This is a genomic window from Achromobacter arsenitoxydans SY8 (genome assembly GCF_000236785.1).
In the GTDB taxonomy this organism is placed as follows: domain Bacteria; phylum Pseudomonadota; class Gammaproteobacteria; order Burkholderiales; family Burkholderiaceae_B; genus Achromobacter; species Achromobacter arsenitoxydans.
Window position 1 is genome coordinate 24,965 of sequence record NZ_AGUF01000081.1, and the last position, 26,342, is coordinate 51,306.

At 66.2% G+C, this 26,342-nt stretch carries 27 protein-coding genes; 22 read left to right on the top strand and 5 right to left on the bottom strand.

Annotated elements, in window-relative coordinates:
- Positions 1-32: 32 nt before the first annotated feature.
- The 10 genes from rseP to KYC_RS25025 all read left to right on the top strand — a co-directional run bounded on the left by rseP (position 33) and on the right by KYC_RS25025 (position 9,810).
- Positions 33-1,364: an RIP metalloprotease RseP gene (gene rseP, locus KYC_RS24980; protein ID WP_008167722.1), complete on the top strand. Its 1,332-nt coding sequence runs from the start codon at positions 33-35 to the stop codon at positions 1,362-1,364.
- Positions 1,365-1,417: 53 nt separating this feature from the next.
- Positions 1,418-3,751 (top strand): outer membrane protein assembly factor BamA, encoded by a 2,334-nt coding sequence (gene bamA / locus KYC_RS24985; protein ID WP_043519218.1) that lies wholly within the window; start codon positions 1,418-1,420, stop codon positions 3,749-3,751.
- A 109-nt stretch (positions 3,752-3,860) separates the two neighbouring features.
- On the top strand, positions 3,861-4,421 hold the full coding sequence (locus KYC_RS24990; RefSeq protein ID WP_008167726.1) for an OmpH/Skp family outer membrane protein: 561 nt from the start codon (positions 3,861-3,863) through the stop codon (positions 4,419-4,421).
- Positions 4,422-4,438: 17 nt separating this feature from the next.
- Positions 4,439-5,533, top strand: coding sequence for a UDP-3-O-(3-hydroxymyristoyl)glucosamine N-acyltransferase (gene lpxD, locus KYC_RS24995; RefSeq protein ID WP_008167728.1), 1,095 nt, complete (start codon positions 4,439-4,441; stop codon positions 5,531-5,533).
- Between the two features lie 67 nt (positions 5,534-5,600).
- Positions 5,601-6,056: a 3-hydroxyacyl-ACP dehydratase FabZ gene (gene fabZ, locus KYC_RS25000; RefSeq protein WP_008167730.1), complete on the top strand. Its 456-nt coding sequence runs from the start codon at positions 5,601-5,603 to the stop codon at positions 6,054-6,056.
- Positions 6,057-6,851, top strand: a complete 795-nt coding sequence (lpxA, locus tag KYC_RS25005) for an acyl-ACP--UDP-N-acetylglucosamine O-acyltransferase (RefSeq protein ID WP_008167732.1) — start codon at positions 6,057-6,059, stop codon at positions 6,849-6,851.
- Complete coding sequence (gene lpxB, locus KYC_RS25010; protein WP_008167733.1) at positions 6,848-8,044, top strand: lipid-A-disaccharide synthase; 1,197 nt, start codon at positions 6,848-6,850, stop codon at positions 8,042-8,044. Before lpxA ends, lpxB begins: the two co-directional genes overlap by 4 nt.
- Positions 8,031-8,639 carry a ribonuclease HII gene (rnhB, locus tag KYC_RS25015; protein ID WP_043519219.1) on the top strand — a complete coding sequence of 203 codons (609 nt, stop codon included), beginning with the start codon at positions 8,031-8,033 and terminating at the stop codon, positions 8,637-8,639. Before lpxB ends, rnhB begins: the two co-directional genes overlap by 14 nt.
- On the top strand, positions 8,636-9,418 hold the full coding sequence (locus KYC_RS25020; RefSeq protein ID WP_008167735.1) for a TrmH family RNA methyltransferase: 783 nt from the start codon (positions 8,636-8,638) through the stop codon (positions 9,416-9,418). Before rnhB ends, KYC_RS25020 begins: the two co-directional genes overlap by 4 nt.
- The gene (locus KYC_RS25025; RefSeq protein WP_008167736.1) at positions 9,415-9,810 is read left to right on the top strand and encodes a hypothetical protein; all 396 of its coding nucleotides are present in this window, start codon (positions 9,415-9,417) and stop codon (positions 9,808-9,810) included. Before KYC_RS25020 ends, KYC_RS25025 begins: the two co-directional genes overlap by 4 nt.
- A 44-nt stretch (positions 9,811-9,854) precedes the next feature.
- Here the strand turns inward: KYC_RS25025 and ppsR are convergent, their stop codons facing one another.
- Positions 9,855-10,682, bottom strand: a complete 828-nt coding sequence (gene ppsR / locus KYC_RS25030) for a posphoenolpyruvate synthetase regulatory kinase/phosphorylase PpsR (RefSeq protein ID WP_008167737.1) — start codon at positions 10,680-10,682, stop codon at positions 9,855-9,857.
- 214 nt (positions 10,683-10,896) lie between these two features.
- Between ppsR and ppsA the strand changes: the two genes are divergently transcribed.
- Positions 10,897-13,263 carry a phosphoenolpyruvate synthase gene (gene ppsA, locus KYC_RS25035; protein ID WP_008167738.1) on the top strand — a complete coding sequence of 789 codons (2,367 nt, stop codon included), beginning with the start codon at positions 10,897-10,899 and terminating at the stop codon, positions 13,261-13,263.
- 133 nt (positions 13,264-13,396) lie between these two features.
- On the opposite strand, the gene KYC_RS25040 is transcribed toward ppsA, so the two are convergent.
- On the bottom strand, positions 13,397-14,242 hold the full coding sequence (locus KYC_RS25040; RefSeq protein ID WP_008167739.1) for a bifunctional transcriptional activator/DNA repair enzyme AdaA: 846 nt from the start codon (positions 14,240-14,242) through the stop codon (positions 13,397-13,399).
- 101 nt (positions 14,243-14,343) lie between these two features.
- Positions 14,344-15,084 (bottom strand): glutamine amidotransferase, encoded by a 741-nt coding sequence (locus tag KYC_RS25045; RefSeq protein ID WP_008167741.1) that lies wholly within the window; start codon positions 15,082-15,084, stop codon positions 14,344-14,346.
- Positions 15,085-15,250: 166 nt separating this feature from the next.
- Between KYC_RS25045 and KYC_RS25050 the strand changes: the two genes are divergently transcribed.
- From KYC_RS25050 to KYC_RS25060, 3 genes are all read left to right on the top strand, one after another.
- The gene (locus KYC_RS25050; protein WP_008167743.1) at positions 15,251-15,685 is read left to right on the top strand and encodes an NfeD family protein; all 435 of its coding nucleotides are present in this window, start codon (positions 15,251-15,253) and stop codon (positions 15,683-15,685) included.
- Positions 15,686-15,781: 96 nt separating this feature from the next.
- Positions 15,782-16,708 carry an SPFH domain-containing protein gene (locus KYC_RS25055; protein ID WP_008167745.1) on the top strand — a complete coding sequence of 309 codons (927 nt, stop codon included), beginning with the start codon at positions 15,782-15,784 and terminating at the stop codon, positions 16,706-16,708.
- A 25-nt stretch (positions 16,709-16,733) separates the two neighbouring features.
- Positions 16,734-17,921 (top strand): GGDEF domain-containing protein, encoded by a 1,188-nt coding sequence (locus KYC_RS25060; RefSeq protein WP_008167746.1) that lies wholly within the window; start codon positions 16,734-16,736, stop codon positions 17,919-17,921.
- Between the two features lie 31 nt (positions 17,922-17,952).
- Here the strand turns inward: KYC_RS25060 and smpB are convergent, their stop codons facing one another.
- Positions 17,953-18,687: an SsrA-binding protein SmpB gene (smpB, locus tag KYC_RS30090; RefSeq protein ID WP_274428673.1), complete on the bottom strand. Its 735-nt coding sequence runs from the start codon at positions 18,685-18,687 to the stop codon at positions 17,953-17,955.
- Here smpB and KYC_RS25070 point away from each other — a divergent pair.
- The 7 genes from KYC_RS25070 to KYC_RS25100 all read left to right on the top strand — a co-directional run bounded on the left by KYC_RS25070 (position 18,596) and on the right by KYC_RS25100 (position 24,073).
- Entirely contained in the window at positions 18,596-19,030 is a 435-nt protein-coding gene (locus tag KYC_RS25070) for a type II toxin-antitoxin system RatA family toxin (RefSeq protein ID WP_008167748.1), read from the top strand. The genes smpB and KYC_RS25070 overlap by 92 nt on opposite strands.
- Complete coding sequence (locus KYC_RS25075) at positions 19,020-19,367, top strand: RnfH family protein (RefSeq protein WP_008167749.1); 348 nt, start codon at positions 19,020-19,022, stop codon at positions 19,365-19,367. The genes KYC_RS25070 and KYC_RS25075 overlap by 11 nt, the downstream gene beginning before the upstream one ends.
- A 194-nt stretch (positions 19,368-19,561) precedes the next feature.
- Positions 19,562-20,716 (top strand): acyl-CoA dehydrogenase family protein, encoded by a 1,155-nt coding sequence (locus KYC_RS25080; protein WP_008167750.1) that lies wholly within the window; start codon positions 19,562-19,564, stop codon positions 20,714-20,716.
- A complete protein-coding gene (locus tag KYC_RS25085) occupies positions 20,713-21,888 on the top strand; it encodes an enoyl-CoA hydratase/isomerase family protein (RefSeq protein ID WP_008167751.1) in 1,176 nt (391 codons plus the stop codon). The genes KYC_RS25080 and KYC_RS25085 overlap by 4 nt, the downstream gene beginning before the upstream one ends.
- Positions 21,889-21,977: 89 nt before the next feature.
- Positions 21,978-22,868: a 3-hydroxyisobutyrate dehydrogenase gene (gene mmsB, locus KYC_RS25090; protein WP_008167752.1), complete on the top strand. Its 891-nt coding sequence runs from the start codon at positions 21,978-21,980 to the stop codon at positions 22,866-22,868.
- Position 22,869: 1 nt separating this feature from the next.
- On the top strand, positions 22,870-23,307 hold the full coding sequence (locus KYC_RS25095) for a PaaI family thioesterase (protein ID WP_008167753.1): 438 nt from the start codon (positions 22,870-22,872) through the stop codon (positions 23,305-23,307).
- A gap of 76 nt (positions 23,308-23,383) precedes the next feature.
- A complete protein-coding gene (locus KYC_RS25100; protein ID WP_008167754.1) occupies positions 23,384-24,073 on the top strand; it encodes a VIT1/CCC1 transporter family protein in 690 nt (229 codons plus the stop codon).
- A 72-nt stretch (positions 24,074-24,145) separates the two neighbouring features.
- Here KYC_RS25100 and ygfZ read toward each other — a convergent pair whose 3' ends face one another.
- Positions 24,146-25,150 carry a CAF17-like 4Fe-4S cluster assembly/insertion protein YgfZ gene (gene ygfZ, locus KYC_RS25105; RefSeq protein ID WP_008167756.1) on the bottom strand — a complete coding sequence of 335 codons (1,005 nt, stop codon included), beginning with the start codon at positions 25,148-25,150 and terminating at the stop codon, positions 24,146-24,148.
- Positions 25,151-25,303: 153 nt separating this feature from the next.
- Here ygfZ and mltG point away from each other — a divergent pair.
- On the top strand, positions 25,304-26,342 hold a 1,039-nt coding region (gene mltG, locus KYC_RS25110; RefSeq protein WP_043519222.1), incomplete at its 3' end, for an endolytic transglycosylase MltG.

Here is a 26,342-nt window from a genome sequence, read left to right on the forward strand (position 1 = left end):
GTTTGCTTGTGATTTCCTAGAATTCCGATCCCATGCTTTTCACCCTGCTGGCCTTTGCGGTTGCGCTTGGCTCACTGATTATCTTCCATGAGCTAGGGCACTATTGGGTCGCTCGCCTGTGCGGCGTGAAGGTGCTGCGCTTTTCGGTGGGTTTCGGCAAGGTGCTGCTGCGCCGCACGGACCGGCACGGCACGGAATGGGCGGTTTCGGCATTGCCGCTGGGCGGCTACGTCAAAATGCTGGACGAGGCGCCCGCGGGCGCCAGCCCGTCGCTTGCCGCCGGAGCCTTCAATAACAAGCCCGTCGGCCAGCGCATCGCCATCGTCGCCGCCGGCCCGATTTTCAACCTGATCCTCGCGGTCTTCCTCTATGCCGGCCTGAACATGGCTGGCACCGAAGAGCCGGTGGCCATCATTGCCCAGCCTGCCGCCGAAACGCCCGCCGCGGTCGCCGGCCTGCTGCCCGGCGACCGCATCCTGTCCATCGACGGGGTAGAGGTCGCCTCGTGGTCCGACGCCCGCTGGCGCCTGATGGACGTCATGTCGACGGGCGGTCGCGCCAGCATCGAAGTCAGCACGCCTACCGGCTCGGTTCAGCAGCGCCAGCTCGAACTTCCCGCCAATACGATGGATCCGGCCGAGGGCGACCCGCTCGCCGCCGCCGGTATCCGCCTCGCCCAGCCCAAGCCCGCGGTACGCGGCGTCATCGACGGCGGAGAAGGGCAGGCAGCCGGCCTGCGCGCCGGCGATCTGGTCGTGGCCGTGGACGGCCAGCCGGCCCCCGACACGGGCGCGCTGGTCAAGCAAATTCAGGAAAGCGCGGGCAAGACGCTGGCGCTGACCGTGACGCGCGACGGCGCCAACGTCACCGTGAACGTCACGCCCCGGCCGGAAGTGGTCAATGGGCAGGAGATCGGCCGTCTTGGCGTCCAGCTCGGCGGCAATGTCCCGATGGTGACGGTGCGCTACGGCGTGTTCGAAAGTCTGTGGCGCGGCGCGGTGCGCACCTGGGACACCGCCTGGTTCTCGCTGCGCATGATGGGCCGCATGGTGACGGGCGACGTTTCCTGGCGCAATGTCAGCGGCCCGGTCACTATCGCCGACTACGCCGGCCAGACTGCGCGGATCGGTATTGTTGCGTATATCGCCTATATCGCATTGATCAGCATCAGCCTGGGCGTTTTAAATTTGCTTCCCATTCCTATGCTGGATGGCGGCCATCTGCTGTACTATCTCGTCGAAATTGTGCGGGGCAGCCCGCCGCCAGCAAAGTGGATCGACATCGGACAACGCGCCGGCATTGGTTTATTGGCAGGCCTTATGGGGCTTGCGCTGTTCAACGATTTCACGCGTTTGTTCACTTGAACGCGATTTAGCATAAAATCCCCCGCCATTTGCACGACCGAGGATACTCAAGGATGTCTTTTCGCCGGATGTTTCATCACAAAAAGGGTGTACTGCCGGGTCTCATAGCCGCTTTGCTGTTGCCGGCCATGGCCCACGCCTTCGAACCCTTTGTCGTGCGGGATATCCGCGTAGAGGGTATTCAACGAACCGACGCCGGCACCGTCTTTGGTTATCTCCCCGTCAAGGTCGGTGAAAAGTTCACCGAAGAAGAAGCCACCGAGGCGATCCGCCGCCTGTACGGAACGGGTTTCTTCACCGACGTGCAGATTCAGACCGACAATAATGTCGTCGTCGTGGTCGTGCAGGAACGTCCCACCATCGCATCCGTCAATTTCAACGGCATGCGCGAATTTGATTCCAAGGCCATCACCACCTCGCTCTCGCAGGTGGGATTCGCCGAAGGCCGCATTTTCGACCGTTCCATGCTTGAACGCGCGGAATACGAACTGAAGCAGCAGTATCTGTCCAAGGGCAAGTACGGCGTCGAAGTGACCTCCACCGTGACCCCGCTGCCGCGCAACCGCGTTGGCGTGAGCTTCGACGTTTTCGAAGGTTCTGTCGCGCGCATCCAGGAAATCCGCTTCGTCGGCAACAAGGCCTTCTCCGAAAGCGACCTGCTTGACGAATTCAAGCTGACCACGCCGGGCTGGCTGACGTGGTACACCGACTCCGATAAATACTCGCGCGAAAAGCTCGAAGGCGACCTCGAAAGCCTGCGCTCGTTCTACCTGAACCAGGGTTACCTGGAGTTTTCGGTGGAACCGCCCCAGGTCACGATTTCGCCGGACCGCAAGGACATCCGCATCACGATTACCGTCCATGAAGGCGAGCCCTACAAGGTGCGCAGCGTCAAGCTGGCCGGCAACCTGCTCGGCCTGGACAAGGAAATCAACGATCTGGTGCAGGTCAAGCCCGACGAAACCTTCTCGGCTGCCAAGACCAACGATTCGGCCAAGGCCATCACGGACTATCTGGGCGAACTGGGCTATGCCTTCGCCAACGTGAACCCGAACCCGCAATTGGACCGCGCCAAGCACGAAGCCGACCTGACTTTCTACGTCGACCCGAGCCGCCGCGTCTATGTGCGCCGCATCCAGATCGGCGGCAACACGCGCACCCGCGACGAAGTCGTGCGCCGCGAAATGCGCCAGCAGGAAGCCGCCTGGTACGACGCCGGCGATATCAAGACCTCGCGCGACCGCGTCGACCGCCTGGGTTACTTCAGCGACGTGAACGTCAAGACCGATCCGGTGCCGGGCTCCCCCGACCAGGTCGACGTCAACGTCGACGTGAAGGAAAAGCCCACCGGCATGATCAACCTGGGTGTGGGCTACGGCTCGTCCGAAAAGGCCATTCTGTCGGCCGGCATCAGCGAAGACAACGTCTTCGGCAGCGGCACCAACCTGACGCTGCAACTGAACACCAGCAAGACGAACCGCGCCATCGTGCTGTCGCACACGGACCCGTACTGGACCAAGGACGGCATCAGCCGCACCACGTCGGCCTACTACCGCGTGACCGAGCCCTGGAACAATAACGACGGCGATTACCGAGTCAAGGCCATGGGCCTGGGCATGAACTTCGGCATTCCGATCTCGGAGTACGACCGCATCTTCCTGGGCGGCAACTTCGAACGCAACCAGATTGATCTGTACGACAACTCGCCGCAGGCTTACGATGATTTCGTGAAGCAGTACGGCGATTCCACGAATTCGGTGATTTTCAGCGCCGGCTGGTCCAAGGACACGCGTGACAGCGCACTGGCGCCGACCAAGGGTTCGTACACTCGCCTGAAGGCCGACGTGTCCACCGTGGACCTGCAATACACCATGTTGACGGCGCAGCAGCAGTATTTCGTGCCGTTGGGCGGGTCGTACACGCTGGCCTTGAATGGCATGGTCGACTGGGGCCAGAGCTACGGCAGCAAGGATTATCCGGTCATCAAGAACGTCTATGCCGGCGGTATCGGCACGGTTCGCGGTTACGAGGGCTCGTCGCTGGGTCCGCGCGACGTCAAGACCGGCGACTACCTGGGCGGCACGCGCCGCGTCGTGGCGAACGCCCAGTTGTTCCTGCCGTTCCCCGGCGCATCCAAGGACCGCACGCTGCGCTGGTTCCTGTTCACCGATGCCGGCCAGGTTTCTGCAGGCAGTGGCCTGAGCTGCACGCGTGGCCGGGACAACACCGAGGTCGAGGATCCGTGCGGCTGGCGTTTCTCGGCGGGTGTCGGCCTGTCGTGGCAATCGCCGATGGGTCCGTTGCAGTTGTCTTATGCGCGTCCGCTCAACTCCAAGCAGGGCGACGACAAGCAAAGCTTCCAGTTCCAGATCGGGACGGGTTTCTAAGCTGGGCGTTACTCTTGAAAACAAGGGCGTGGCCGACCGGCCCGGCGCCCTTGCGGTTTAGTGGCACAATACACACTTTGGCTTTGCCTTACTGGAAGGTGAGATTTTCATGATGTCTGATTTCGCACTTAAATCATCGAATACGCTGCGCGCGAAGCGCCGTGGCAAGCTGGGCGGCTCCATTGCCCTGGTGGGTGCGCTCATTCTCGGTTCGGCTGCCGCGATTCCCGCGCACGCTCAAGGCACCAAGATCGGCTTCGTCAATACCGAGCGTATCCTGCGCGAATCGGGTCCGGCCAAGACTGCGCAAAGCAAGATCGAAGCCGAATTCAAGAAGCGCGACGACGAACTCCAGCGCCTGAACAACAGCCTGCGCTCGCAAGCCGAGAAGTTCGACAAGGACGCGCCCGTCCTGTCGGAATCCGACCGCGTCAAGCGTCAGCGTGAACTGTCCAACCTGGATACCGACCTGCAGCGCAAGCGCCGCGAATTCCAGGAAGACTTCAACCGCCGCCGCAACGAAGAGTTCTCGGGCATCGTCTCGAAGGCGAACGAGGCCATCAAGCGCATCGCCGAGCAAGAAAGCTACGACCTGATCATCCAGGACGCCGTGACGGTCAACCCGCGCATCGACATCACCGACAAGGTGATCCAGAGCCTGGGCAAGTAAGCGGTAGCCGTTCAGTCATGCCGGTTTTACTGGATCTTGCCCGCGCGCCCACGCTCGAAGCGTTGTTGGGCGCCGCCAATACCCAGGGATTGGACTGGCGCATCAGTGCGGTTCCCGGTGCGGACCCGTTCCGGGTCTGCGGCATCGGAACCCTGTCGTCGGCTGGCAGCCAGGAAATCGCATTCCTGGCCAACCCGCGCTACCAGAGCCAGCTAGGCGCCACCGGGGCAGGGGCGGTCATCGTCTCGCCCGACGTCGCCCAGGCGCTGGAAGCCGACGGTTCCCATCCGCCGTTCGCGCTGGTCGTCTGCAAACATCCCTATTTGCTGTACGCGCGAGTCGCGCAGTGGTTCGACACGGCCCGCCGGCCCGCGCTGCCCGCCGATACCCATCCTTCCGCCGTGGTTGCGCCTGACGCGATCATCGAAGAGGACGTGCGCATCGGCCCCAATTGCGTCGTGGAATCCGGTGTCCGCATCGGCCGCGGCACCGTGCTGGGACCGGGCTGCGTCATCGGCGCCGGCTCGTCCATTGGGCCCGGCGGCCGCTTGCATGCCAATGTCACGCTGTACGAAGGCGTGAAAATCGGCGCCAGGGTCATCCTGCACAGTGGAGCGGTGCTCGGTGCAGACGGCTTCGGCTTTGCCCCGGATCCCGCACTGGGCAAGGGCGCCTGGGGCAAGATTCCCCAGTTCGGCGGCGTGTCCATCGGCGACGATGTCGAAATCGGCGCCAACACCACGGTCGACCGGGGGGCGCTCGAAGACACCGTCCTGGCGGACGGCGTCAAGCTGGACAACCAGATCATGGTGGGCCACAACGTGCGCGTCGGCGCGCATACCGCAATGGCGGCGTGCGTCGGCGTGGCGGGTTCCACGACCATCGGCGAACGCTGCACCATCGGTGGCGCCGCAATGCTGTCGGGGCACCTGGTCCTGGGCGACGATGTGCACATTTCGGGCGGCACGGCGGTGACGTCCAATATTTCCAAGCCTGGCCGCTACACCGGGGTCTTCCCGTACGCGGAGCATGGCGAATGGCAGCACAACGCCGCCGTGATACAACAGTTGGCGCAATTGCGCCGCCGCGTGCGGACGCTGGAAAAAGCCTAGGGCGCATTCGCCGCCCTGGCGCGTCCGCGCCGCCAAATTATTTCATTTCGCAGGAAAGCATAGAAAAATGGAACTCGACATCAAGGGGATCATGGAGAGGCTGCCGCATCGTTATCCGATGCTGCTGATTGATCGCGTTGTTGAAATGGTGCCCGGAAAGTCCATCGTCGCCATCAAGAACGTTTCGATCAACGAGCCGTTTTTCAACGGCCATTTTCCTCACCATCCGGTGATGCCGGGCGTGCTGATCGTGGAAGCCATGGCCCAGGCCTCGGCCTTGTTTTCGTTCACCGACGAAAATGGGGGCCTGAAGTGCGAAGGTTCCAAGACGGCGTATTACCTGGTCGGCATCGACGGCGCGCGTTTCCGCCGTCCGGTCGTGCCGGGCGACCAATTGCGCATCGAGGTCGAGGCGGAACGCCTGAGCCGCAGCATCTGTAAGTATCAAGCACGCGCGACGGTCGACGGCCAGGAAGTGGCGTCGGCCAAGCTGATGTGCGCGATTCGCAGCCTGGAAGAGTAAATGGCAGGAAATATCCATCCCACCGCTGTCGTCGATCCGGCGGCAAAAATCGACCCGACCGCGGTCATCGGCCCGTTCGCGGTGGTGGGGCCCGATGTGACCATCGGCGCCGGGACGGAAATCGGCCCGTATTGCATGGTCGACGGCGTGACCACCATCGGGCGCGATAACCGCTTCTACCGCTATTGCTCCATCGGCGGCATGCCGCAGGACAAGAAATACGCGGGCGAACCCACGCGGCTCACCATCGGCGACCGCAATACGGTGCGCGAGTTCGTCACGCTCAACACGGGTACGACGCAAGACGGCGGCGAAACCACCCTGGGCGACGATAACTGGATCATGGCGTACGTTCACGTGGCGCATGACTGCCACATCGGCAGCAACACGATCCTGGCCAATTCGGTCCAATTGGGCGGGCACGTCCATGTGGGCGACTGGGCCATCATCGGCGGCCTGACCGGCGTGCATCAGTTCTCGCGCGTGGGCGCGCACTCCATGACGGGCGGCAACAGCTCGCTCATGCAGGACACGCCGCCATTCGTGCTGGCTGCGGGCAATCCCTGCCGTCCGGTCGGCGTCAACGTCGAAGGCCTGAAGCGCCGCGGCTTTACGCCCGCGATGATTTCGGCGCTGCGCGAAGCCTACAAGATCATCTACCGCCGCGGCCTGTCCCTGGATGCGGCCCGCGCCGAACTGCGCGAGCGCCAGCAGTCCATCCCCGAGGCGGCCGAGCACCTGCAGACGCTGCTCGATTTCCTGGACGTCGCCTCTCGCGGCATCATCCGCCCATGAGCACGCGGATCGGCATGGTGGCCGGCGAGCCTTCGGGCGATCTGCTGGCCGGGCGCATCATTGCCGGTCTGCAAGCGCGCGACGCCGGCGTCCGGTGCGAGGGCATCGGCGGGCCCCAGATGGAGGCCCGCCAGTTCGACGCCTGGCATCCCATGCACGCCTTGACGGTATTCGGATACGTCGATGCGCTAAAGCGCCTGCCCAGCCTGCTGGGCACCTATCGCGACGTCAAGCGCCGCTGGCTGGCCGAGCCTCCATCGGTGTTCGTTGGCATCGACGCGCCCGATTTCAACCTGAGGCTGGAGCATCAGCTGCGGCAGGCGGGAACGCCCACCGTGCATTTCGTCGGTCCGTCGATCTGGGCGTGGCGCTATGAGCGCATCCACAAGATCCGCGAATCGGTGTCGCACATGCTGGTGCTGTTCCCGTTCGAGGAAGAAATCTACCGCAAGGAAGGCATTCCGGTGACCTACGTCGGCCACCCGCTGGCCGGCGCCGTGCCCATGCAGCCCGACCGCGCTGCGGCGCGCGAGCGCCTGGGGATCGACCAGAACGCCCGCGTGCTGGCGATTTTGCCGGGTAGCCGCTCGTCCGAGATCCGCCTGCTGGCGCCGCGCTTCCTGCAGGCCGCACAGATCCTGCTGAAAAAGGACCCGGCGCTGCAATGCGTCGTACCGATGGTCAATGACCAGCGGCGGGCGGAGTTCCTGGCGATCCTGGCCCAATACCCCGTGCCGGGGTTGCGCTGCATCACCGCGCAGGACCTGCATGGCGAGGGCGGCGACCGCAAGGCTCCCGTGGCGTGGTCCGTGATGGAAGCCGCCACCGCCGTGCTGGTGGCCAGCGGCACCGCCACCCTGGAGACGGCGCTGTTCAAGCGTCCCATGGTGATTTCGTATGTGCTGTCGCCGTGGATGCGCCGTATCATGGCCTGGAAGTCCGGGCAGGAGCGGCCGTATCTGCCGTGGGTAGGACTGCCGAACGTGCTGTTGCGGGACTTTGCCGTGCCGGAGCTCCTGCAGGACGACGCCACGCCGGAAAAACTGGCCGAGGCGACCTGGCAGTCCCTGACCGACGATGCCCTGACCGCCCGCGTGGAGGCGCGTTTCACCGCCATGCATCAAGATCTTTTGCGCGACACGCCGGCGCTTGCAGCGCAGGCGATCCTGGAGGTTGCCGGTGGAGCAGCCTGACCTGTTCTTGGCCCCGGAGCAGCCAGCGCTGCTGACCGCCGGCGTCGACGAAGCCGGCCGCGGTCCGCTGGCGGGCGAGGTCTACGCGGCGGCGGTCATCCTGGATCCGGCCCGTCCCATCGCTGGCCTGGCCGACTCCAAGGCGCTGACGGCGGCGCGGCGCGAGACGCTGGCGCTCCAGATCAAAGAACAAGCGATGGCCTGGTGCATTGCCAGCGCCACGGTCGCGGAAATCGACAGCCTGAACATCCTGCGCGCCACGATGCTGGCGATGCAGCGCGCCGTTCAGGGACTGGCCGTGCCGCCTCAACTGGCGCTAGTGGACGGCAACCAGGCGCCCAAGCTGAGCTGCACGGTGCAGACGGTGATCAAGGGCGACGCGCTGGTGCCCGCGATCTCGGCGGCGTCCATCCTGGCCAAGACCGCCCGCGACGCCGATCTGCTGCGTCTGCACGCGCTTTACCCGCAGTACGCCTTCGATCAGCACAAGGGGTACGGCACGGCTCTGCACCTGCAGCGGCTGCGCGAACACGGCCCGTGCGCCGAGCATCGGCGCAGTTTCGCACCCATCAAGGCTTTCGGCCTGACCTCATGAAGCACATCAGTTCCCGCGACAATCCCGCGGTCAAGGCGCTGGCCAGGCTGGCCGGCACTGCCGGCAAGCGCGGCGCGCCGGTGCTGCTGGACGGCGTGCACCTGTGCCAGGCCTGGCTGCAGCATCACGGCGCGCCGGACCAGGCCATCTTCGATGTGGAGCGCCTGTCGCAACCCGATATCGCCGCGCTTGCCGCGGCCGTCCCCGACCGTGATTGCCTGGCACTGGACGCGCGGCTGATGCAATCCCTGGCGGCCGTGGAAAGCGGGCAGGGCGTGGCCTTCCTGGTCACACCGCCCGCGCCCCAGCCTCCATTGAACGTGGACGAGAACTGCGTCCTCTTCGACCGCATTCAGGACCCCGGCAATGTGGGGACGCTCTTGCGCACCTGCGCCGCTGCGGGCGTGAAGCGCGTGTTCCTGGCGACGGGGACGGCGGCGGCCTGGTCTCCCAAGGTGTTGCGCAGCGGCCAGGGAGCCCATTTCGCCCTGGCCATCCACGAGCACGTCGATCTTGCCGCCTTGCTGCCCGGCCTGCGGGTGCCCCTGGTGGCCACCGCGCTGGACGGCGCGCGCGACCTGTACGCCGGCAGCCTGCCTGAACGTTGCGCCTGGGTCTTTGGCCACGAAGGCCAGGGCGTGGCGCCGGCCCTGCTGGCCGCCGCGAGCCTGAAGGTCCGTATTCCGCACGACGCGGCGGCCGTCGAATCGCTCAACGTGGGCGCGGCGGCGGCGATATGCCTGTTCGAGCAACGCCGGCAGGCGCTGGCGGCCAGATGATGGGCCGCCTGCGCATGGCTGCCGCCATAGCGTGCCTTGCGGGGTTGGCGGCGGCTTGCGCATCGAATGCGCCCATCCGGACGGTATTCGTGCCGGTCGTGGCTGGCGAGGCCGCGCCTGCGATGACGCTGTCGCGCGATGTAGTGGTGACGCTGGCTGACGGCGCGGACCAGACCTTGCCCGAGGGCTCTCGCTGGCGCAGGGTGGGAGCCCTGGTGCAGGGCGATGTCTACCGGCGGATCGACGCGCCTATGTCGATGGGCAAGGCGGACGGCCCGCAAGCCTACCTGGTGGCGTCATCGGGCCGGCTGGTGGGCTTTTACCTGCCGGCTGGCGGGCTGTTCGCGCCCGTGCCCAAGCCGGCCGTGCTGCCGTTTTCGCAGCGCCAGTAGCAGGAAACAGGGCCTGGCACCCGTGAAGGGCCCAGGCGCTGTTCTCAGCCGCGATCCAGCCCCACCTCTTGCAGCACCGTCGTGGCGATCTCTTCGATCGACTTCGTGGTGCTGGACAGCCAGGAAATGCCTTCGCGGCGCATCATGCGCTCGGCTTCGGCGACTTCGTAGCGGCATTGTTCAAGCTGGGCATAGCGGCTGTTGGGGCGGCGCTCGTTGCGCACTTCGGCCAGGCGTTCCGGCTGGATGGACAGGCCAAAGAGCTTGGCGCGATGCGGGGCGATGGTGGAGGGCAGGGTGCCGCGCTCGAAGTCGTCGGGCGTGAGCGGGAAGTTGGCCGCCTTGATGGCGTACTGCATGGCCAGGTACAGGCTGGTCGGCGTCTTGCCGCAGCGGGATACGCCCACCAGGATCACGTCGGCCTGGTCCAGCTGGTTCACGAACTGTCCGTCGTCGTGCGCCAGACTGAAGTTGATGGCGTCGATCCGGTTCCGGTACTTTTCCGAGTTGGCCTGCATGTGCGAGCGGCCGATGGAATGGCTGGATTTCAGCCCCAGCGCCTGCTCGATGTGGCTGACGAAGGTGCCGAAGAGGTCCAGGAAAACGCCGTTCGCCTGGCGAACACGGGCCAGGATTTCGGGGTTGACCAGGGTGCTGAAGACGATGGGCGGAACGCCGGCGTCCTGGGCGCTGCGGTCGATCCGCATGGCCACTTCCGCGGCCTTTTCCAGCGTGTCGACAAAAGGCAGCCGGATGGGCTTGAAATTGACCTCCTCGAACTGCGAAAGTACTGACTGGCTGAAGGTTTCCGCAGTGATGCCGGTACTGTCGGAAACGATGTATACCGTGCGTACGATAGGGGTAGATGTCATGTGTAAAAAATTCCAACCGGGCAGATGGCCGGACGTACTCCACCGAGTACAATCAGGCCCCTATAAGTCACCCCAAGGGCGGTCCAAGGCCAGTTTGGTCAGCGTCTGAAAAAGCCTTTTTGCATGCCGGCTGTCGTCTTCGCCGGCGCGTCAAAACAGCGCTTTTCATGCATTGACCAAACTCGCTTTCATTCCATTGTAAAAGGTGACTTCAATGTCGTATGTTGTTTTGTTCGAGCAGCTCCGCATGACGGACGTGGACTCGGTAGGAGGCAAGAACGCATCACTGGGCGAAATGATCAGCCAGCTGTCTGGCGCGGGAGTCCGCGTGCCGGGCGGCTTTGCCACGACCGCAGACGCCTTCCGCGACTTTCTCAAGGCCTCCGGCCTGGACAAGCGGATCGCTGAACGCCTGACCACGCTGAACCCCGAAGACGTGCGCGAGCTGGCCGCCGCCGGCGCGCAGATCCGCCAATGGATCGTCGATGCGCCGTTCTCGCCGGAATTCGAAACCCAGATCCGCGACGCCTTCGCCAAGCTCGACGCCGACGGCAAGGGTTCGTTCGCCGTGCGCTCGTCCGCCACGGCCGAAGACCTGCCCGACGCCTCGTTCGCCGGCCAGCAGGAAACCTTCCTGAACGTCGTCGGCATCGACGACGTGCTGGATAAGATCCGCCACGTGTTCGCGTCGCTGTACAACGACCGCGCCATTTCCTATCGCGTGCACAAGGGCTACGCCCACGCCGATGTCGCCCTGTCGGCCGGCATCCAGCGCATGGTGCGCTCCGACAAGGGCAGCGCCGGCGTCATGTTCACCATCGACACCGAATCGGGCTTCCAGGACGTGGTGTTCATTACCTCGTCCTACGGCCTGGGCGAAACCGTGGTGCAGGGCGCGGTCAACCCCGACGAGTTCTACGTCTTCAAGCCCACGCTGGCCCAGGGCCACTTCCCGATCGTCGGCCGCCGCATCGGCTCCAAGCTGATCAAGATGGAATTCGACCCCGAGCGTCCCGAAGGCCGTGCCGTGCGCACGGTTGACGTGCCGGTGTCCGAGCGCAACCGCTATTCGCTGACCGACGACGAGGTCAATGAACTGGCCCGCTACGCCGTCATCATCGAAAAGCACTACCAGCGTCCGATGGACATCGAGTGGGGCCGCGACGGCGTCGACGGCAAGATCTACATCCTGCAGGCGCGCCCGGAAACGGTGAAGTCGCAGCAGGGCGCCAACGACGTGCAGCAGCGCTACCGCCTGAAGGCGACCGGCCAGGTCCTGATCACCGGCCGCGCGATCGGCCAGAAGATCGGTTCCGGCCCGGTCCGCGTGGTGGGCGACATCTCGGACATGGACAAGGTCCAGCCGGGCGACGTGCTGGTCACCGACATGACGGACCCCAACTGGGAGCCCGTGATGAAGCGCGCCTCGGCCATCGTGACGAACCGCGGCGGCCGCACCTGCCACGCCGCGATCATCGCGCGCGAGCTGGGCATTCCGGCTGTCGTGGGTTGCGGCAACGCCACCGACCTGCTGAAGGAAGGCCAGGCCGTGACCGTGTCTTGCGCTGAAGGCGACGAAGGCCGCATCTATGACGGCCTGATCGAAACCGAAGTGGAAGAAGTGCGCCGCGGCGACATGCCCGCCATTGATCTGAAGATCATGATGAACGTGGGCAATCCGCAGCTGGCGTTCGACTTCGCCCAGATCCCCAACGGCGGCGTCGGTCTGGCCCGCCTGGAATTCATCATCAACAACAACATCGGCATCCACCCCAAGGCGGTCCTGGACTACCCGAACGTGGACGGCGAACTGAAGAAGGCCGTGGAATCGGCGGCTCGCGGCCATGCCAGCCCGCGCGCGTTCTTCGTCGAGAAGATGGCCGAAGGCGTGGCGACGATCGCCGCCGCCTTCTACCCCAAGCCCGTCATCGTGCGCATGTCGGACTTCAAGTCCAACGAGTACCGCAAGCTGGTCGGCGGTTCGCGCTACGAGCCCGAGGAAGAGAACCCCATGCTGGGCTTCCGCGGCGCGTCGCGCTACATCGCCGAGGACTTCGCCGAGTGCTTCCGCATGGAATGCGAAGCGCTCAAGAAGGTGCGCGATGAAATGGGCCTGACCAACGTCGAAATCATGGTGCCGTTCGTGCGCACCCTGGGCCAGGCGGAGAAGGTCGTGAACCTGCTCGCCAAGCACGGCCTGGCGCGCGGCGAGAACGGCCTGAAGCTGATCATGATGTGCGAGGTTCCGTCCAACGCCATTCTGGCCGAAGAGTTCCTGCAGTACTTCGACGGCTTCTCGATCGGCTCCAACGACATGACTCAGCTCACGCTGGGCCTGGACCGCGATTCGGGCATGGAACTGCTGGCCGCTGACTTCGATGAGCGCGACGAAGCCGTCAAGTTCATGCTGCGCCGTGCGATCAAGGCTTGCCTGGCCGCCAACAAGTACGTGGGCATCTGCGGCCAAGGCCCCAGCGATCACCCCGACTTCGCGCAATGGCTGAAGGACGAGGGCATCCTGTCGATGTCCCTGAATCCCGACACCGTTGTCGACACCTGGCAGCGTCTGGCCAAGAACTGATCGGCCAGCCACGTAAAAAGCCCCGCGCTTTCTGATGAAGGCGCGGGGCTTTTTTTTGCCTTGCCGCTGGCGCTGCTTGGAAAGGCGGTTGCCGTCCGGGCGGTATCAGGCGGGCGGTATCAGGGGGGCGGCGTCATGCCGCCTGCGCTTCGCGGGCGATGAGTTCGCGCTTGCGGTCGATGCCCCAACGGTAGCCGGCCAGCGAGCCGTCGGTGCGCACCACGCGGTGGCACGGGATGGCCAAAGCGATGTTGTTGGTGGCGCAGGCGCGGGCCACGGCGCGCACGGCGCGGGGCGAGCCGATGCGTTCGGCCACCTGCGCATAGGTGGCGGTGGCGCCCAGCGGAATCTCGCGCAACGCCTCCCAGACTTTGCGCTGAAAGGCGGTGCCGCGCACGTCCAGCGGCAGGTCCAGACCGCGGGAAGGGTCTTCGACGAAGCCGATCACGGCGGCCACCCAGCTTTCAAAGCCGCGATCCGCGCCGATGAGCCGGGCCGCCTTGAAGCGGTCCTGCAGGTTCCGCACGAGCTGGTCCGGGTCTGCGTCCAGGGCGATCTCGCAGATGCCGGTGTCGCTGGCCGCGACCAGCAACGCGCCGAGCGAGCATTGCGCCACTGCGAAGCGGATGTCGACGCCTTCGCCGTTTTTGCGAAAGGCGGTGGGCGTCATGCCCAGGATGGCGGGTGCGGCCTCGTAGAAGCGCCCGCTGGAATTGAATCCGGCGTCGTACATGGCGTCGGTGACGCTGGCGCTCTGCTCGAGGTGCTGGCGCGCCCGGCTGGCGCGCAGGGCGTTGGCGTAGGCCTTTGGGGTGATGCCGGTGGCGGCCTTGAAGACCCGGTGGAAATGAAACCGGCTCATGCCGGCCTGTTCGGCCAGCGTGGACAGGTCGGGCGGCTGCTCGGCTTCGAGCGCCCGGCAGGCGCGCTCGATCGCGGCGGCATGCTGTTTGCTCAGGGGGGCGGCGGCGGGGCTCATGGGGGACTCCTGACTTGCGCGTGGTGGTTACGCTTGGCGCTATCGTCTCAAAGCCCGCCGCGGGCCGCACTCCGCTTGTTGCGCAGGGCGGCCGAAGGAGCTCAGACGCCGGGGGCGTAGGTTTCCAGGAAACGCCGCAGCAGCCCGCCCGCGACGGGCGTGGCGCGCACGTTCGCGCTGAGCCCGGGCACGTCGAGGTTTTCGGCGGCGTAGCGGCGGCCAAAGCGTTCCAGGTGGGCGAGGATGAAGTCCGGGCCGAATTCGGGGTGGAACTGGGTGGAAAAGACGTTGCGGCCGATGCGGATCATCTGGTGCTCGTCCAGGTCCGAACGCGCCAGCACCGCCGCGCCGGGAGGCGGCTGCAGCACGGTCTGCGCATGCAGCATCTGGGCGGGAAAGGTGGGCGGAACGCCGGCCATCAGTTTGTCGCCGGCGGCGGTGGGCAGCAGCTCTACCGTTTGGGTGCCCACTTCGCGCCCGGCCGGGTTGTAGCCGACCTTGCCGCCCAGCGCGTGCGCCAGCAGCTGGTGGCCGTAACACACGCCGAACATGGGCAGGCCGGCGGACATGGCATCGCGCAGCCAGGCGGCGGTGTCTTCGCTCCAGGGTTCGCGGTCGGAGACCATGGCGGGCGAGCCGGTGATCAGCGCGGCGCGATAGCTGGCGGGCGCCTGCGGCCGCTGGCCTTCGTAGACAGCCACGATCTCGACGGCGTCGGGGGCGAGGCCGGCCGCCCGCAAGAGTTGTTCGGCATAGCCGCCGAACTGGCTTTTGAGCGTATCGTCCGGATCGCCGGTGTGCAGGATCAGGACGGGAAGTGCAGAAGGAGTTGCAGCGGTCATAAAGAAATGTGCATTGATGAGATCGGCGCGGCGGCCCGTTGGCCGGGTGCGCCAGGCACATCATAATCCAGCGTCACTGTTTCGGACGGGCGCGGCGGCTCCCGTTCCGTCCCGGAAATACGTACAATCCGCTCAGAGACTCATCCTTACAGGCGATAAGAAGACTATGTGGATCTGGCTGGGATTGGCCGCGCTTGCCCTCATCGGGGAACTGGCGACGGGTACCTTCTATTTGCTGCTGGTTGCCCTGGGATTGGCGGCGGGCGGCATCGCAGCCTGGTTCAGCGCGGGCCTGGAATGGGAACTGGTGGCGTGCGGCGTGGTGCTGCTGCTGGGCCTGCTGGTGCTGCGCAAGACCCGCGTCCTGAAAAAACGCGAGGTCAATTCCGCCCGCAACGCCGACGTCAACCTGGACATTGGCCAGACCGTCATGGTCGAAGCCTGGAACGAAAACGGCGCCGCGCGCGTGTGGTACCGCGGCGCCCACTGGCAGGCCGAACTGGCGAAGGGGCACGCGCCCCAGGCCGGCGAACACATCATTACCGAATTGCGCGGCTCGATCCTGGTGCTCGCCCCCAAGGGCAGGCCCGGTTCGGCATAGCAGTACCGCCCCGCGCAGCGGCGCGGGCAGCCGTTGGCCCCCCTGGCCGGCCGTGCAGGGAGCGTCAGCGCATCATCCGAAAAGAGGCTTCAAATCATGATAGATACGTCCACTATCGTCCTGCTCGTCATCGTTGCGCTGGCGATCCTGATCGTCGTCAAGGCGATCGCCATCGTGCCCCAGCAGCATGCCTGGGTAGTCGAGCGGCTGGGCAAGTTCGACCGCGTCCTGTCGCCGGGCGCCGGCTTCGTCATTCCGTTCATCGAGCGCGTCGCGTATAAGCACTCGCTCAAGGAAATCCCGCTGGACGTGCCCAGCCAGGTCTGCATCACGCGCGACAACACGCAATTGCAGGTGGACGGCGTGCTGTACTTCCAGGTCACAGACCCGATGCGCGCCTCGTACGGCTCGTCGAACTACATTTCGGCGATCACGCAACTGGCCCAGACCACGCTGCGTTCGGTCATCGGCAAGATGGAACTGGACCGCACCTTCGAAGAGCGCGACTCCATCAACAGCAACATCGTTTCGTCGCTGGACGAGGCGGCGCTGAACTGGGGCGTGAAGGTGCTGCGCTATGAAATCAAGGACCTGACGCCGCCGAACGAGATCCTGCGCTCGATGCAGGCGCAGATCACCGCGGAACGCGAGAAGCGCGCGCTGATCGCCGCTTCCGAAGGCCGCCGCCAGGAACAGATCAACATCGCGACCGGCGAACGCGAGGCCGCGATCGCACGCTCCGAAGGCGAGAAGCAGGCGCAGATCAACCAGGCGCAGGGCGAGGCCGCGGCTGTGCTGGCGATCGCCGAAGCTACTGCCAAGGCCATCACCCAGGTGGCCGATGCCGTCCGCCAGCCGGGCGGCATGGAGGCGGTGAACCTCAAGGTGGCCGAGCGCTACGTCGAGGCGTTCGGCAACGTGGCCAAGGAAGGCAACACGCTGATCCTGCCGGCCAATCTGTCGGATGTGGGCGGCATGATCGCTTCCGCCATGACCATCGTGAAGTCCACGCGCAACACCTGATACTGCGCCCCGAGGCGCCCGGCCCATGATCGCTCCCGTTAATTTGCTTCTGATAGCAGCGCTGGCGGGGGTGCTTTCCCTGTGCGTACTGGGATCGCTGGCGCGCAGCGGCATGGCCGGCATCCGCGAGACCATACGCGCCAACCTGCTTACGCTGTTGGCGTTTTCCACATTTGCCCTGCAGAACACGAAGGCGCCGCTGTGGCTGTCCGTGCTGGTGCCGAACACGGCCATCGCGCTGGCCCTGTGCGCGTACTACGCGGGCGTGCGCAGGCTGCTCGGGCTATCGGTGCCCAGGCATCTCATGACGCTGGGCTGCCTGGCGGCGCTGGTGGTGGTGGCGGGCTACACCTATGTGGACTGGCGGGTCGAGCCGCGCATCGTGGCGATGTCGCTGCTGCAGATGGGCTTCATGCTGGGCGTGGCCATTGTCGTCCAGCGCAACATGCCGCCGCACCGTTCACGCTACAGCTACCGCTTCGTGTGGGCGGTGACGATGATTTCCGCCGTGGTCTGTGCCGGGCGGGCGGCGGTCTATCTGGCCGGGCTGGATTCGGTGTCGGCGTTCCTGGATCCCACGATCTGGAGCGTCGCCTTCCTGACGCTGGGCGTGCTGATCATGCCGTGCCTGACCCTGGGCACCATCATGATCATCCACGACCGCATGCTGGCCGACCGCGAACAAGAGGCCAACACCGACTTCCTGACCGGCCTGATGTCGCGCAAGGCCTGGTGGCTGCAGGCCGAGCGCTATTGCGCGCAGGCGCTGCGCATGCGGCGTCCGCTGACACTGCTGCTGCTGGACATCGACCACTTCAAGCGCATCAACGACACGCACGGCCACGCGGCGGGCGACGCTGTGCTGCGCCATTTCGGCCTGCTGGCCACCGCCACGCTGCGCACGGGCGACCATGTGGGGCGGGTGGGAGGCGAGGAATTCGGCGTGCTGTTCGCCGACATGCGCAGCGACGCGGTGCTGGAAGTGGCCGAGCGGTTGCTGGATTCCGTGCGGCGCACGCCGTGTGCGCACGGCGGCAGCACCATTTCCTATACGTTCAGCGCGGGGGTCGAGGACTGGATCCCCGGCGAGAACCTGCAGGTGTTCTTCGAGCGGGCCGACCGCAAGCTCTATGCGGCCAAGACGGCGGGGCGCAACCGCATCGTGGGCCCGGGGCAGGAGGCGGAGCGCCCGCTGCTGCCCGTGGCGGCCTGAGCCGGCCGCCGCCGGGGCAGTGCAGCCCCGGTCAGTCGTCCTTGGACCTGCGCGGGGCGCGCGTGTCGTGCTTCATGATGCGTTCTTTTTCGCGCGCCCAGTCTTTTTCGCGCGCGGTGTCGCGCTTGTCGAACAGTTTCTTGCCGCGGCCCAGCGCGAAGTCGAGCTTGATGCGCCCGTTCTTGTAATGCAGGTTGAGCGGCACCAGCGTATAGCCGCGCTGTTCAACCTTGCCGATGAGCTTGCTGATTTCCTCGGCCTTGAGCAGCAGCTTGCGCGTGCGCATGGCGTCGGGGTGGATGTGGGTGGACGCCGTGGGCAGGGGGCTCACGTGCATGCCGAGCAGGTACAGTTCGCCGTCGCGTACGATGACGTAGCTTTCCTTGAGCTGCACGCGGCCGTCGCGGATCGCCTTGACTTCCCAGCCTTGCAGGACAAGGCCGGCCTCGTAGCGGTCTTCGATGAAATAGTCGTGCGTGGCCTTGCGGTTGTCGATAATGCTCATAAAGCCTTCTTGCTTGGGATCCTGCGAATCCGGCGCCTTGCCGCTGCGTTTGCGTTGGCGGTTGCTTGGGCTGTGGGCCGAGGGCTTTGCCTGCGGCTTTTTGCTTGTTTTAGGTCCAGGACGCGCTGTGCCGGTAAAATCTTGCCATTCTAGCCATTTGCGATAGTCGATGCACAAAGTACAACGATCCGTCCTGGTGCCATACAGCGCCGCCCAGATGTTCGATCTGGTCGCCGACGTGGAGAAGTACCCCGAGTTCATGCCGTGGTGTGGCGGCGCCGAGGTCCAGACCCGCGACGAGCACGGCATGCAGGCGTCCATCCTGATCAGTTTCGCGGGTATGAAGCAGCGCTTCACCACGCGCAACAAGCACGTCTATCCCGACCGGATCGACCTGGAACTGGTGGATGGCCCGTTTTCCAGCCTGGTGGGGCATTGGGTGTTCCAGCCCCTGGCCGAAGACGCCTGCAAGGTGCTGTTCACCATGGAGTACGCGTTTTCGAACCGCGCGCTCGAGATGGTGGTGGGGCCTGTGTTCAACCGCATCGCCACCAGCTTCATTGATTCCTTCACCAAGCGCGCGCAGGCCAAGTATGGCGAATGAGCCGTCCGCGGCGGGGCAGATCCGCGTCATGGTCTGCTACGCCTTGCCCGGGCATGCGTGGCAGCGCGAAGTTTGCCTGCCCGACGGCGCCACCGTCGACGACGCGCTGGCGGCCAGCGGGTTTGCGCAGGCCTTTCCGGTGGTCAAGCCGTGGGAGCGGGGCGTGGGCGTCTTCGGCCGCGCCACCGAACCGCATGCGCGGCTGGCCGACGGCGACCGCGTCGAGGTCTACCGCGGCCTGACGTTCGACCCCAAGGAATCGCGCCGCCGGCGCGCCGAGCACCGGCGCGCCAAGACCGCCCGGAATGGCCGGGTGCGGCCCGCGGGCCTGCTGTAGGCTGCAGCCGGGGCGGTCTGGGCGCCCCGTCCACATTGTCACCATTGAGACAAAGCGCGCCGCGGCTTCCGGCGTAACATAAGGCCGGGTTTCCATTTACGTTTACGTCAACGTCATGTCAAAATCGGCAGGCTGACGTTCACGAGACGGCAGCAACCCCGGCAGACAATACTCAATACAACAGGAGACAGGCTGTGGACTTGGAACTGACCGACGAGCAGCGCGCGTTCGCGCAGGCCGCGCGCGACTATGCCGAGGGCGAATTGGCCCCGAACGCCGCGCGCTGGGACGCCGAGGGCATTTTCCCCCGCGAGGCCTTCGCCCGGGCCGGCGAAATGGGCTTCTGCGGCATCTACGCCAGCGAGGACATCGGCGGCCTGGGCCTGCCGCGCCTGGACGCCACCCTGGTGTTCGAGGAAATGGCGGCGGTCGACCCGTCCACCACGGCGTTCCTCACGATCCACAACATGGCCGCCTGGATGGTCGGCAAGTGGGGCCAGCCGGCGCTGCGGGAAGCCTGGGGCCCCTTGCTCGCCAGCGGCGAAAAACTCGCGTCCTACTGCCTGACCGAGCCGGGCGCCGGGTCCGATGCGGCTTCCCTGTCCACGCGGGCGCAGCGCCAGGGCGACGGCTACGTCGTCAATGGCGCCAAGGCCTTCATCTCGGGCGGCGGCGACACGGACCTGCTGGTGGTGATGGCGCGCACCGGCGGCGAGGGCGCGGGCGGCATCAGCGCGTTCGCCATTCCCGCCGACAGCGAGGGCATCGGCTACGGCCGCAAGGAAGAAAAGATGGGCTGGAACAGCCAGTCCACGCGCCCCATCACGTTCGAGAACGTCCGCGTGCCGGCCGCGAACATGCTCGGCCAGGAAGGCGAAGGGTTCAAGATCGCCATGAAGGGCCTGGACGGCGGCCGCATCAACATCGGCACGTGTTCGGTGGGTGCGGCGCAGGGCGCGCTGGACGCCGCCCGCCGCTACATGGACGAGCGCCGCCAGTTCAACCGCCGGCTGGCCGAGTTCCAGGCCCTGCAGTTCAAGCTGGCGGACATGGCGACACACGTGGTGGCGGCCCGCCAGATGGTGCGCCTGGCGGCCTGCAAGCTGGACGCCGGGGCGCCCGATGCGGCGACCTACTGCGCGATGGCCAAGCGCTTCGCGACCGACATGGGCTTCCAGGTCTGCCTTGACGCGCAGCAGATCCATGGCGGCTACGGTTACCTGAAAGACTATCCCTTGGAGCGTCTGGTGCGCGATACTCGCGTTCATCAGATTCTGGAGGGCACCAACGAGATCATGCGCGTGATCATTGCCCGCCAATTGTTGGAAAAAGGAGCCGACATAAGATGAATGCACCGGTGTTGTTCGAAGAAAGGTCCGCCGCCAATGGCATGCGTTTCGGAATCGCGACGCTGAACGCGCCGCAGACCCTGAACGGCCTGTCGCTGGAAATGGTGGACCTGCTGGCGGATCGCCTGGACGCCTGGGCCCGTGATCCCGGCGTCGCCCTGGTGGTGCTGCAGGGCGCGGGTGAAAAAGCGTTCTGCGCCGGCGGCGACCTGCACGGCCTGTACCGCAGCATGACCGAGAACGCGGGCAAGCCCGGCTGGCGCAACGACTATGCGCGCCGTTTCTTCGAGCACGAATACCGGCTGGACTACCGCATTCACACGTATCCGAAACCCGTGCTGTGCTGGGGCAACGGCATCGTCATGGGCGGGGGCATCGGCCTGATGATGGGCGCGAGCCACCGCGTCGTCAGCGAGACTTCGCGCCTGGCCATGCCGGAAGTGTCGATCGGCCTGTTCCCGGATGTGGGGGGCAGTTGGCTGCTCAACCGCATGCCGGGCCGCAGCGGCGTGTTCCTGGCGCTGACGGGCGCGCAGCTCAACACGTCCGACGCATTCTTCGCGGGCCTGGCGGACTTCCGCCTGGACCAGGCGGACTGGCCGGCGCTGCTGGCGTCGCTGCAAGAGCAGCCCTGGGCGGGCCAGGCTAGCGGCGGCGCCGAAGACGCGATCCCGCCGCGCTCCATCAACGACGGCCTGCTGCGCCGTGCGCTCACGGCGCTGGAGCCGCGCACGCCGCTTGAGCCCGGCCCGCTGCGCCAGCATTCGTTCCAGATCAACAGTCTGTGCAACGGCAACCGGCTGGACGACATTTACGAAGAACTGGCCCTGCTGAAGGACCACGAGGATCCGTGGCTTTCGCGCGCGGCCAAGACGATGCTGGCGGGCTCGCCGGGATCGGTGCGCCTGGCCTTCGCGCTGCAGCAGCGCACGCGCCTGCGCTCGCTGGACGACGTGTTCCGCGTCGAATACATCGCCGCGCTGGCCTGCACCTCGCATGGCGATTTTGCCGAGGGCATTCGCGCGCTGCTGGTCGACAAGGACAAGAATCCGCGCTGGAATCCGGCCGTCATAGACATGGCGACGGACGCCTGGGTGCAGAAGTTCTTTGAAGAGCCTTGGCCCGAGGGCGAGCCGCATCCGCTGGCCGACCTGGGCCAGGAAGGGCGCTGATACGCCGGCCGGCCCGCCGGGCCGGCCACCCGTCGCGCAGATCACGATGAATCCATACCTACAGCAATAGCAACAGGAGACAAAACATCATGAGCAGCATCGCGTTTATCGGTTTGGGCAACATGGGCGCGCCCATGGCATTGAATCTGGTCAAGGCCGGCCACAGCCTGAAGGTGTTCGATCTGGTGCCGGCAGCCGTCAAGCTGCTGACCGACGCCGGCGCCGCCGCGGCGGCGTCCGCGTCCGAAGCGGTGCAGGGCGCCGAGGTCGTGATCTCGATGCTGCCGGCCAGCAAGCATGTCGAAGGCCTGTACCTGGGCGAAGACCTGCTGGGCAAGATCCCGTCCAGCGCCCTGGTCATCGAATGCAGCACCATCGCGCCGGATTCGGCGCGCAAGGTGGCGCAGGCGGCCGACGTGCGCGGCATCGCCATGATCGACGCGCCGGTTTCGGGCGGCACCGGCGGCGCGGCCGCGGGCACGCTGACGTTCATCGTCGGGGGCGCGGCGGCCTCGCTGGAGCGCGCGCGTCCGGTGCTGGAAAAGATGGGCAAGAACATCTTCCACGCGGGCCCGGCCGGCGCCGGCCAGGTGGCCAAGATCTGCAACAACATGCTGCTCGGCATCCTGATGGCCGGCACGTCCGAAGCGCTGGCGCTGGGCGTGGCCAACGGCCTGGATCCCAAGGTGCTGTCGGACATCATCGCCAAGAGTTCGGGCCGCAACTGGGCCACCGAACTCTACAACCCCTGGCCGGGCGTCATGGAGCACGCGCCGGCCTCCAAGGGATACGCGGGCGGTTTCGGCGTGGACCTGATGCTCAAGGACCTGGGCCTGGCGGCCGAGGCGGCGCTGGCGGCGCGCGCCTCCATCCCGCTGGGCGAACTGGCGCGCAACCTGTATTCGCTGCATAGCTCGGGCGGATCCGGCAAGCTGGACTTCTCCAGCATCGTCAACCTGGTCAAGCGCGAGCAGGACTGACGTGGCGGCCGACCAGACCTCTGTGGACCCGGCCGGACGGGTCCGCGCCAGCTTCGACCAGCAGAGCATCATGGCGCTGCTGGGCGCCAAGCTGGACGTGGTGGAGCCGGGCAGGGTGGACATCGTCCTGCCCTACCGTGCCGATCTCTGCCAGCAGAACGGCTTCCTGCATGCGGGGATTTCCACCACCATCGCCGATAGCGCGGGCGGCTACGCCGCCTTCACGCTGTTCGGAGCGGGCGAGGACGTGCTGACGTCCGAGTTCAAGATGAACTTCCTGGCGCCAGCCAAGGGCGACCGTTTCGTGGCCAGCGGGCGCGTGGTCAAGCCCGGCAAGCGCCTTTCGGTCTGCCAGGTGGAAATGCATGCGTACGATGGCGAGCAGGCTACGCTTTGCGTGATAGGCTTGCTCACCGCGGTCCGCGTGACGCCGCGATGAATTGCATGCGCGGCGCGTCGGGCCAACCGGCCCGGCGCGCCGCGTGGCTGTCGCGTGTTGCATGGATGTACCGGCAATGCCAGCAAAAGAACATCATCGGATTTTTCGCAGCAACTGGCTGCGCGCCGCGGTGCTGGGCGCAAACGACGGCATCGTTTCCACCGCCAGCCTGATCACCGGCGTGGCGGCGGCCCAGGCCTCGCACGGGGCCATCCTGACCTCCGGCCTGGCGGGTCTGGTCGCGGGGGCGCTGTCGATGGCGGCGGGAGAATACGTGTCGGTGCGCACCCAGGCCGACACCGAAGCCGCCGACCTGCGCCTGGAACAGCGATCGCTCAAGCGCAATTCCGTCGAGGAACTGGCCGAACTCATTGATATCTACGTGGCCCGCGGGCTGACGCGCGACCTCGCGGAGCAGGTGGCGCGTCAGCTGACCAGCCACGACGCGCTGGACGCGCATGCGCGCGACGAACTCGGCATCTCCATCCATAACCGCGCGCGGCCTGTGCAGGCCGCGGTGGCGTCGGCCGCGTCGTTCGCGGCAGGCGCCATGGTGCCGCTGGCCGTGGCGGCCGTCTCGCCCGGGCCGCACCTGATCGGCTGGGTCATCGGGGCGTCGGTGCTGTGCCTGGCGTCCCTGGGGGCCATGGCCGCCAAGGCAGGGGGCGCGCCCAGGCTGCCAGCCGCGCTGCGCGTGACCGTGCTGGGCGCGGCCGCGATGGCTGTGACGGCTGGCGTGGGAGCGCTGTTCGGCGTGGCCGTCTAGGGCCGGCGCCAGGCGGCCTGCGGAGCGAATGGGCCCCGGGTTGCAGCGACCGCCCGAAGAACGGGCCCAGGTTCAATCGGGGGTGATGGAATAGGGCAGCGGCGCGGCGGCGATGCGGGGGCCATCGACGGCGCTCAGCCGCAGATCGCCTTCCGGCAGCGCGGCCAGGGTGGTTTCGAACAGCACCGACACCACGCCCTGGTCGTTGGCCGCCTGCACTACTCGGCCGATGGCTTCGCCGGGCTGCGCCGCGTCGAACACGTCCACGCCGGCCAGCGCCGGGCCCTGCAGGCTGGCGTCGGCGATGGTGCCGAACGCCATGCGCCGCTTGACGGTGCCGCGATAGTGGCTGCGCGCCACGACTTCCTGGCCGGGATAACAGCCCTTGGTGAAGCTGACGCCCTGGATCAGGTCCAGGTTGACGGTCTGCGGAATGAAGACGTCCTGTGTGGCGGCGCCGATCCACGGAATGCCGGCGGCCAGGTCGGCCGCTTGCCAGTGTTCAGCAGAGGCCAGGCCCAGCGTCTGGGCCAGTGCGGCCGACTGTTCGAGTTGCGCGTCGGACGCTATCCACCACCAGCGCAGGCGCTCGTCCGCGGAGGGCGCCGCGATCCAGGTGCCGGACGGCAGGTCCGTGCGCTGCCAGACCGCGCGGGGCAGCGCGCCTGCCGCGGCTTCCAGCGCGGCCGCCTGCTCGGGCGTGGCCTGGACGCCAGCCACGTGTAGCGGCACGGCGGCCAGCTTGACCTTGGCGCGCAGCACGAACATCGACAGGCGCTTCACCAGCGCCTGGGACAGGTCCTGACGGACCATGCCGTAGAACTGAGGGGCGTCGTCCGAGTCTGCCGCGGCGCCGCGCCACATTACCAATGTGGCCAGCAGGCGGCCCTTGGCGGTGCAATAGCCGGCCAGTCGGGCGGCGTCGGCGGGCAGGCCCGTGACGTCCTGCGTGAGCTGGCCGTGCAGAAAGGTCAGGGCGTCGGCGCCGGTTGCGGTGAAGACCGTCAGGTCTTCCAGGGGCGCGCATTGCGCGCAACCTTCGGCGCGAACGGGGATCGAAGCATAAAAGGCGTGCATGGCGGCGGACTTATCGCGTCATCAAAGTGCTGATGATAGCCGTGTTCTCCCGCCGTCCCGGCCATGTCCCCGCTGCGCAAAGGGGTGCGCGGCGCGATCCGGCCCTTGTTGTGGCCCGGCAAGGCCCCGCGATCCATTAAACTTCCGACACTTATGAAGAAGCGACTCCGAAATTTCGTCTTGTGGTTCTTTCTGCTCATCGTGCTGGCCGCCGCCGCGGCGGTGGGCGGAGCCTGGAGCTGGATGCACCGTCCCATCGCCCTGTCGGCCGACAGGATCGACTTCGTGGTGGATCCGGGCAGCAGCCCGCGCACCGTCGCGCGCGCGCTCAACGCGGCAGGGGTTCCCATCTGGGAACCCGGTTTTGTCTGGATGGCGCGCCTGTCCGAACGCGACAAGCTGATGAAGGCGGGCGGATACCAGGCCATCAACGGCGATACGCCCTGGCTGCTGCTTGAGCGCCTGGCGCGCGGCGACATGACGCAGCGCCAGATCACCTTCCTGGAAGGCTGGACGTACCGCCAGATCCGCCAGGCGCTGCGCGAGAATCCCGACGTCAAACAGACGCTGGGGGACACCAGCGATGAAGCGCTGATGGAACGCCTGGGGTCGGACATCAAGCATCCCGAGGGCATGTTCTTCCCGGACACGTATGTCTTCACGCCCGGCAGCACCGATTACGAACTGCTGCGCCGCGCCTATCAGGAAGGCCAGCGCATCCTGGCCGACACCTGGGACAAGCGCCAGCCGGACGTGGCCGTCGCCACGCCCTATGAAGCGCTGGTGCTGGCGTCCATCATTGAAAAGGAAACCGGCCATGGTCCGGACCGCCGGCGCGTGTCCGGCGTGTTCACCAACCGGCTGAAGATCGGCATGCTGCTGCAGACCGACCCCACCGTGATCTACGGCATGGGCGACGCCTACCAGGGCCGGATCCGCAAGCGCGACCTGCAGACCGACACGCCCTGGAACACCTACACGCGCCCGGGCCTGCCGCCCACGCCGATCGCGGCCCCGGGCCGCGCGGCGCTGCTGGCGGCGGTGCAGCCCGAGCAGCACAAATTCCTCTTTTTCGTGGCGCGGGGCAACGGGACCAGCGAGTTCTCGGTGAACCTGTCGGAACACAACCGCAACGTTTCCCGCTATATCCTCGGACAGGGCCAGCGCAGCGCGCCGGCGGCGGCGCCCGCAG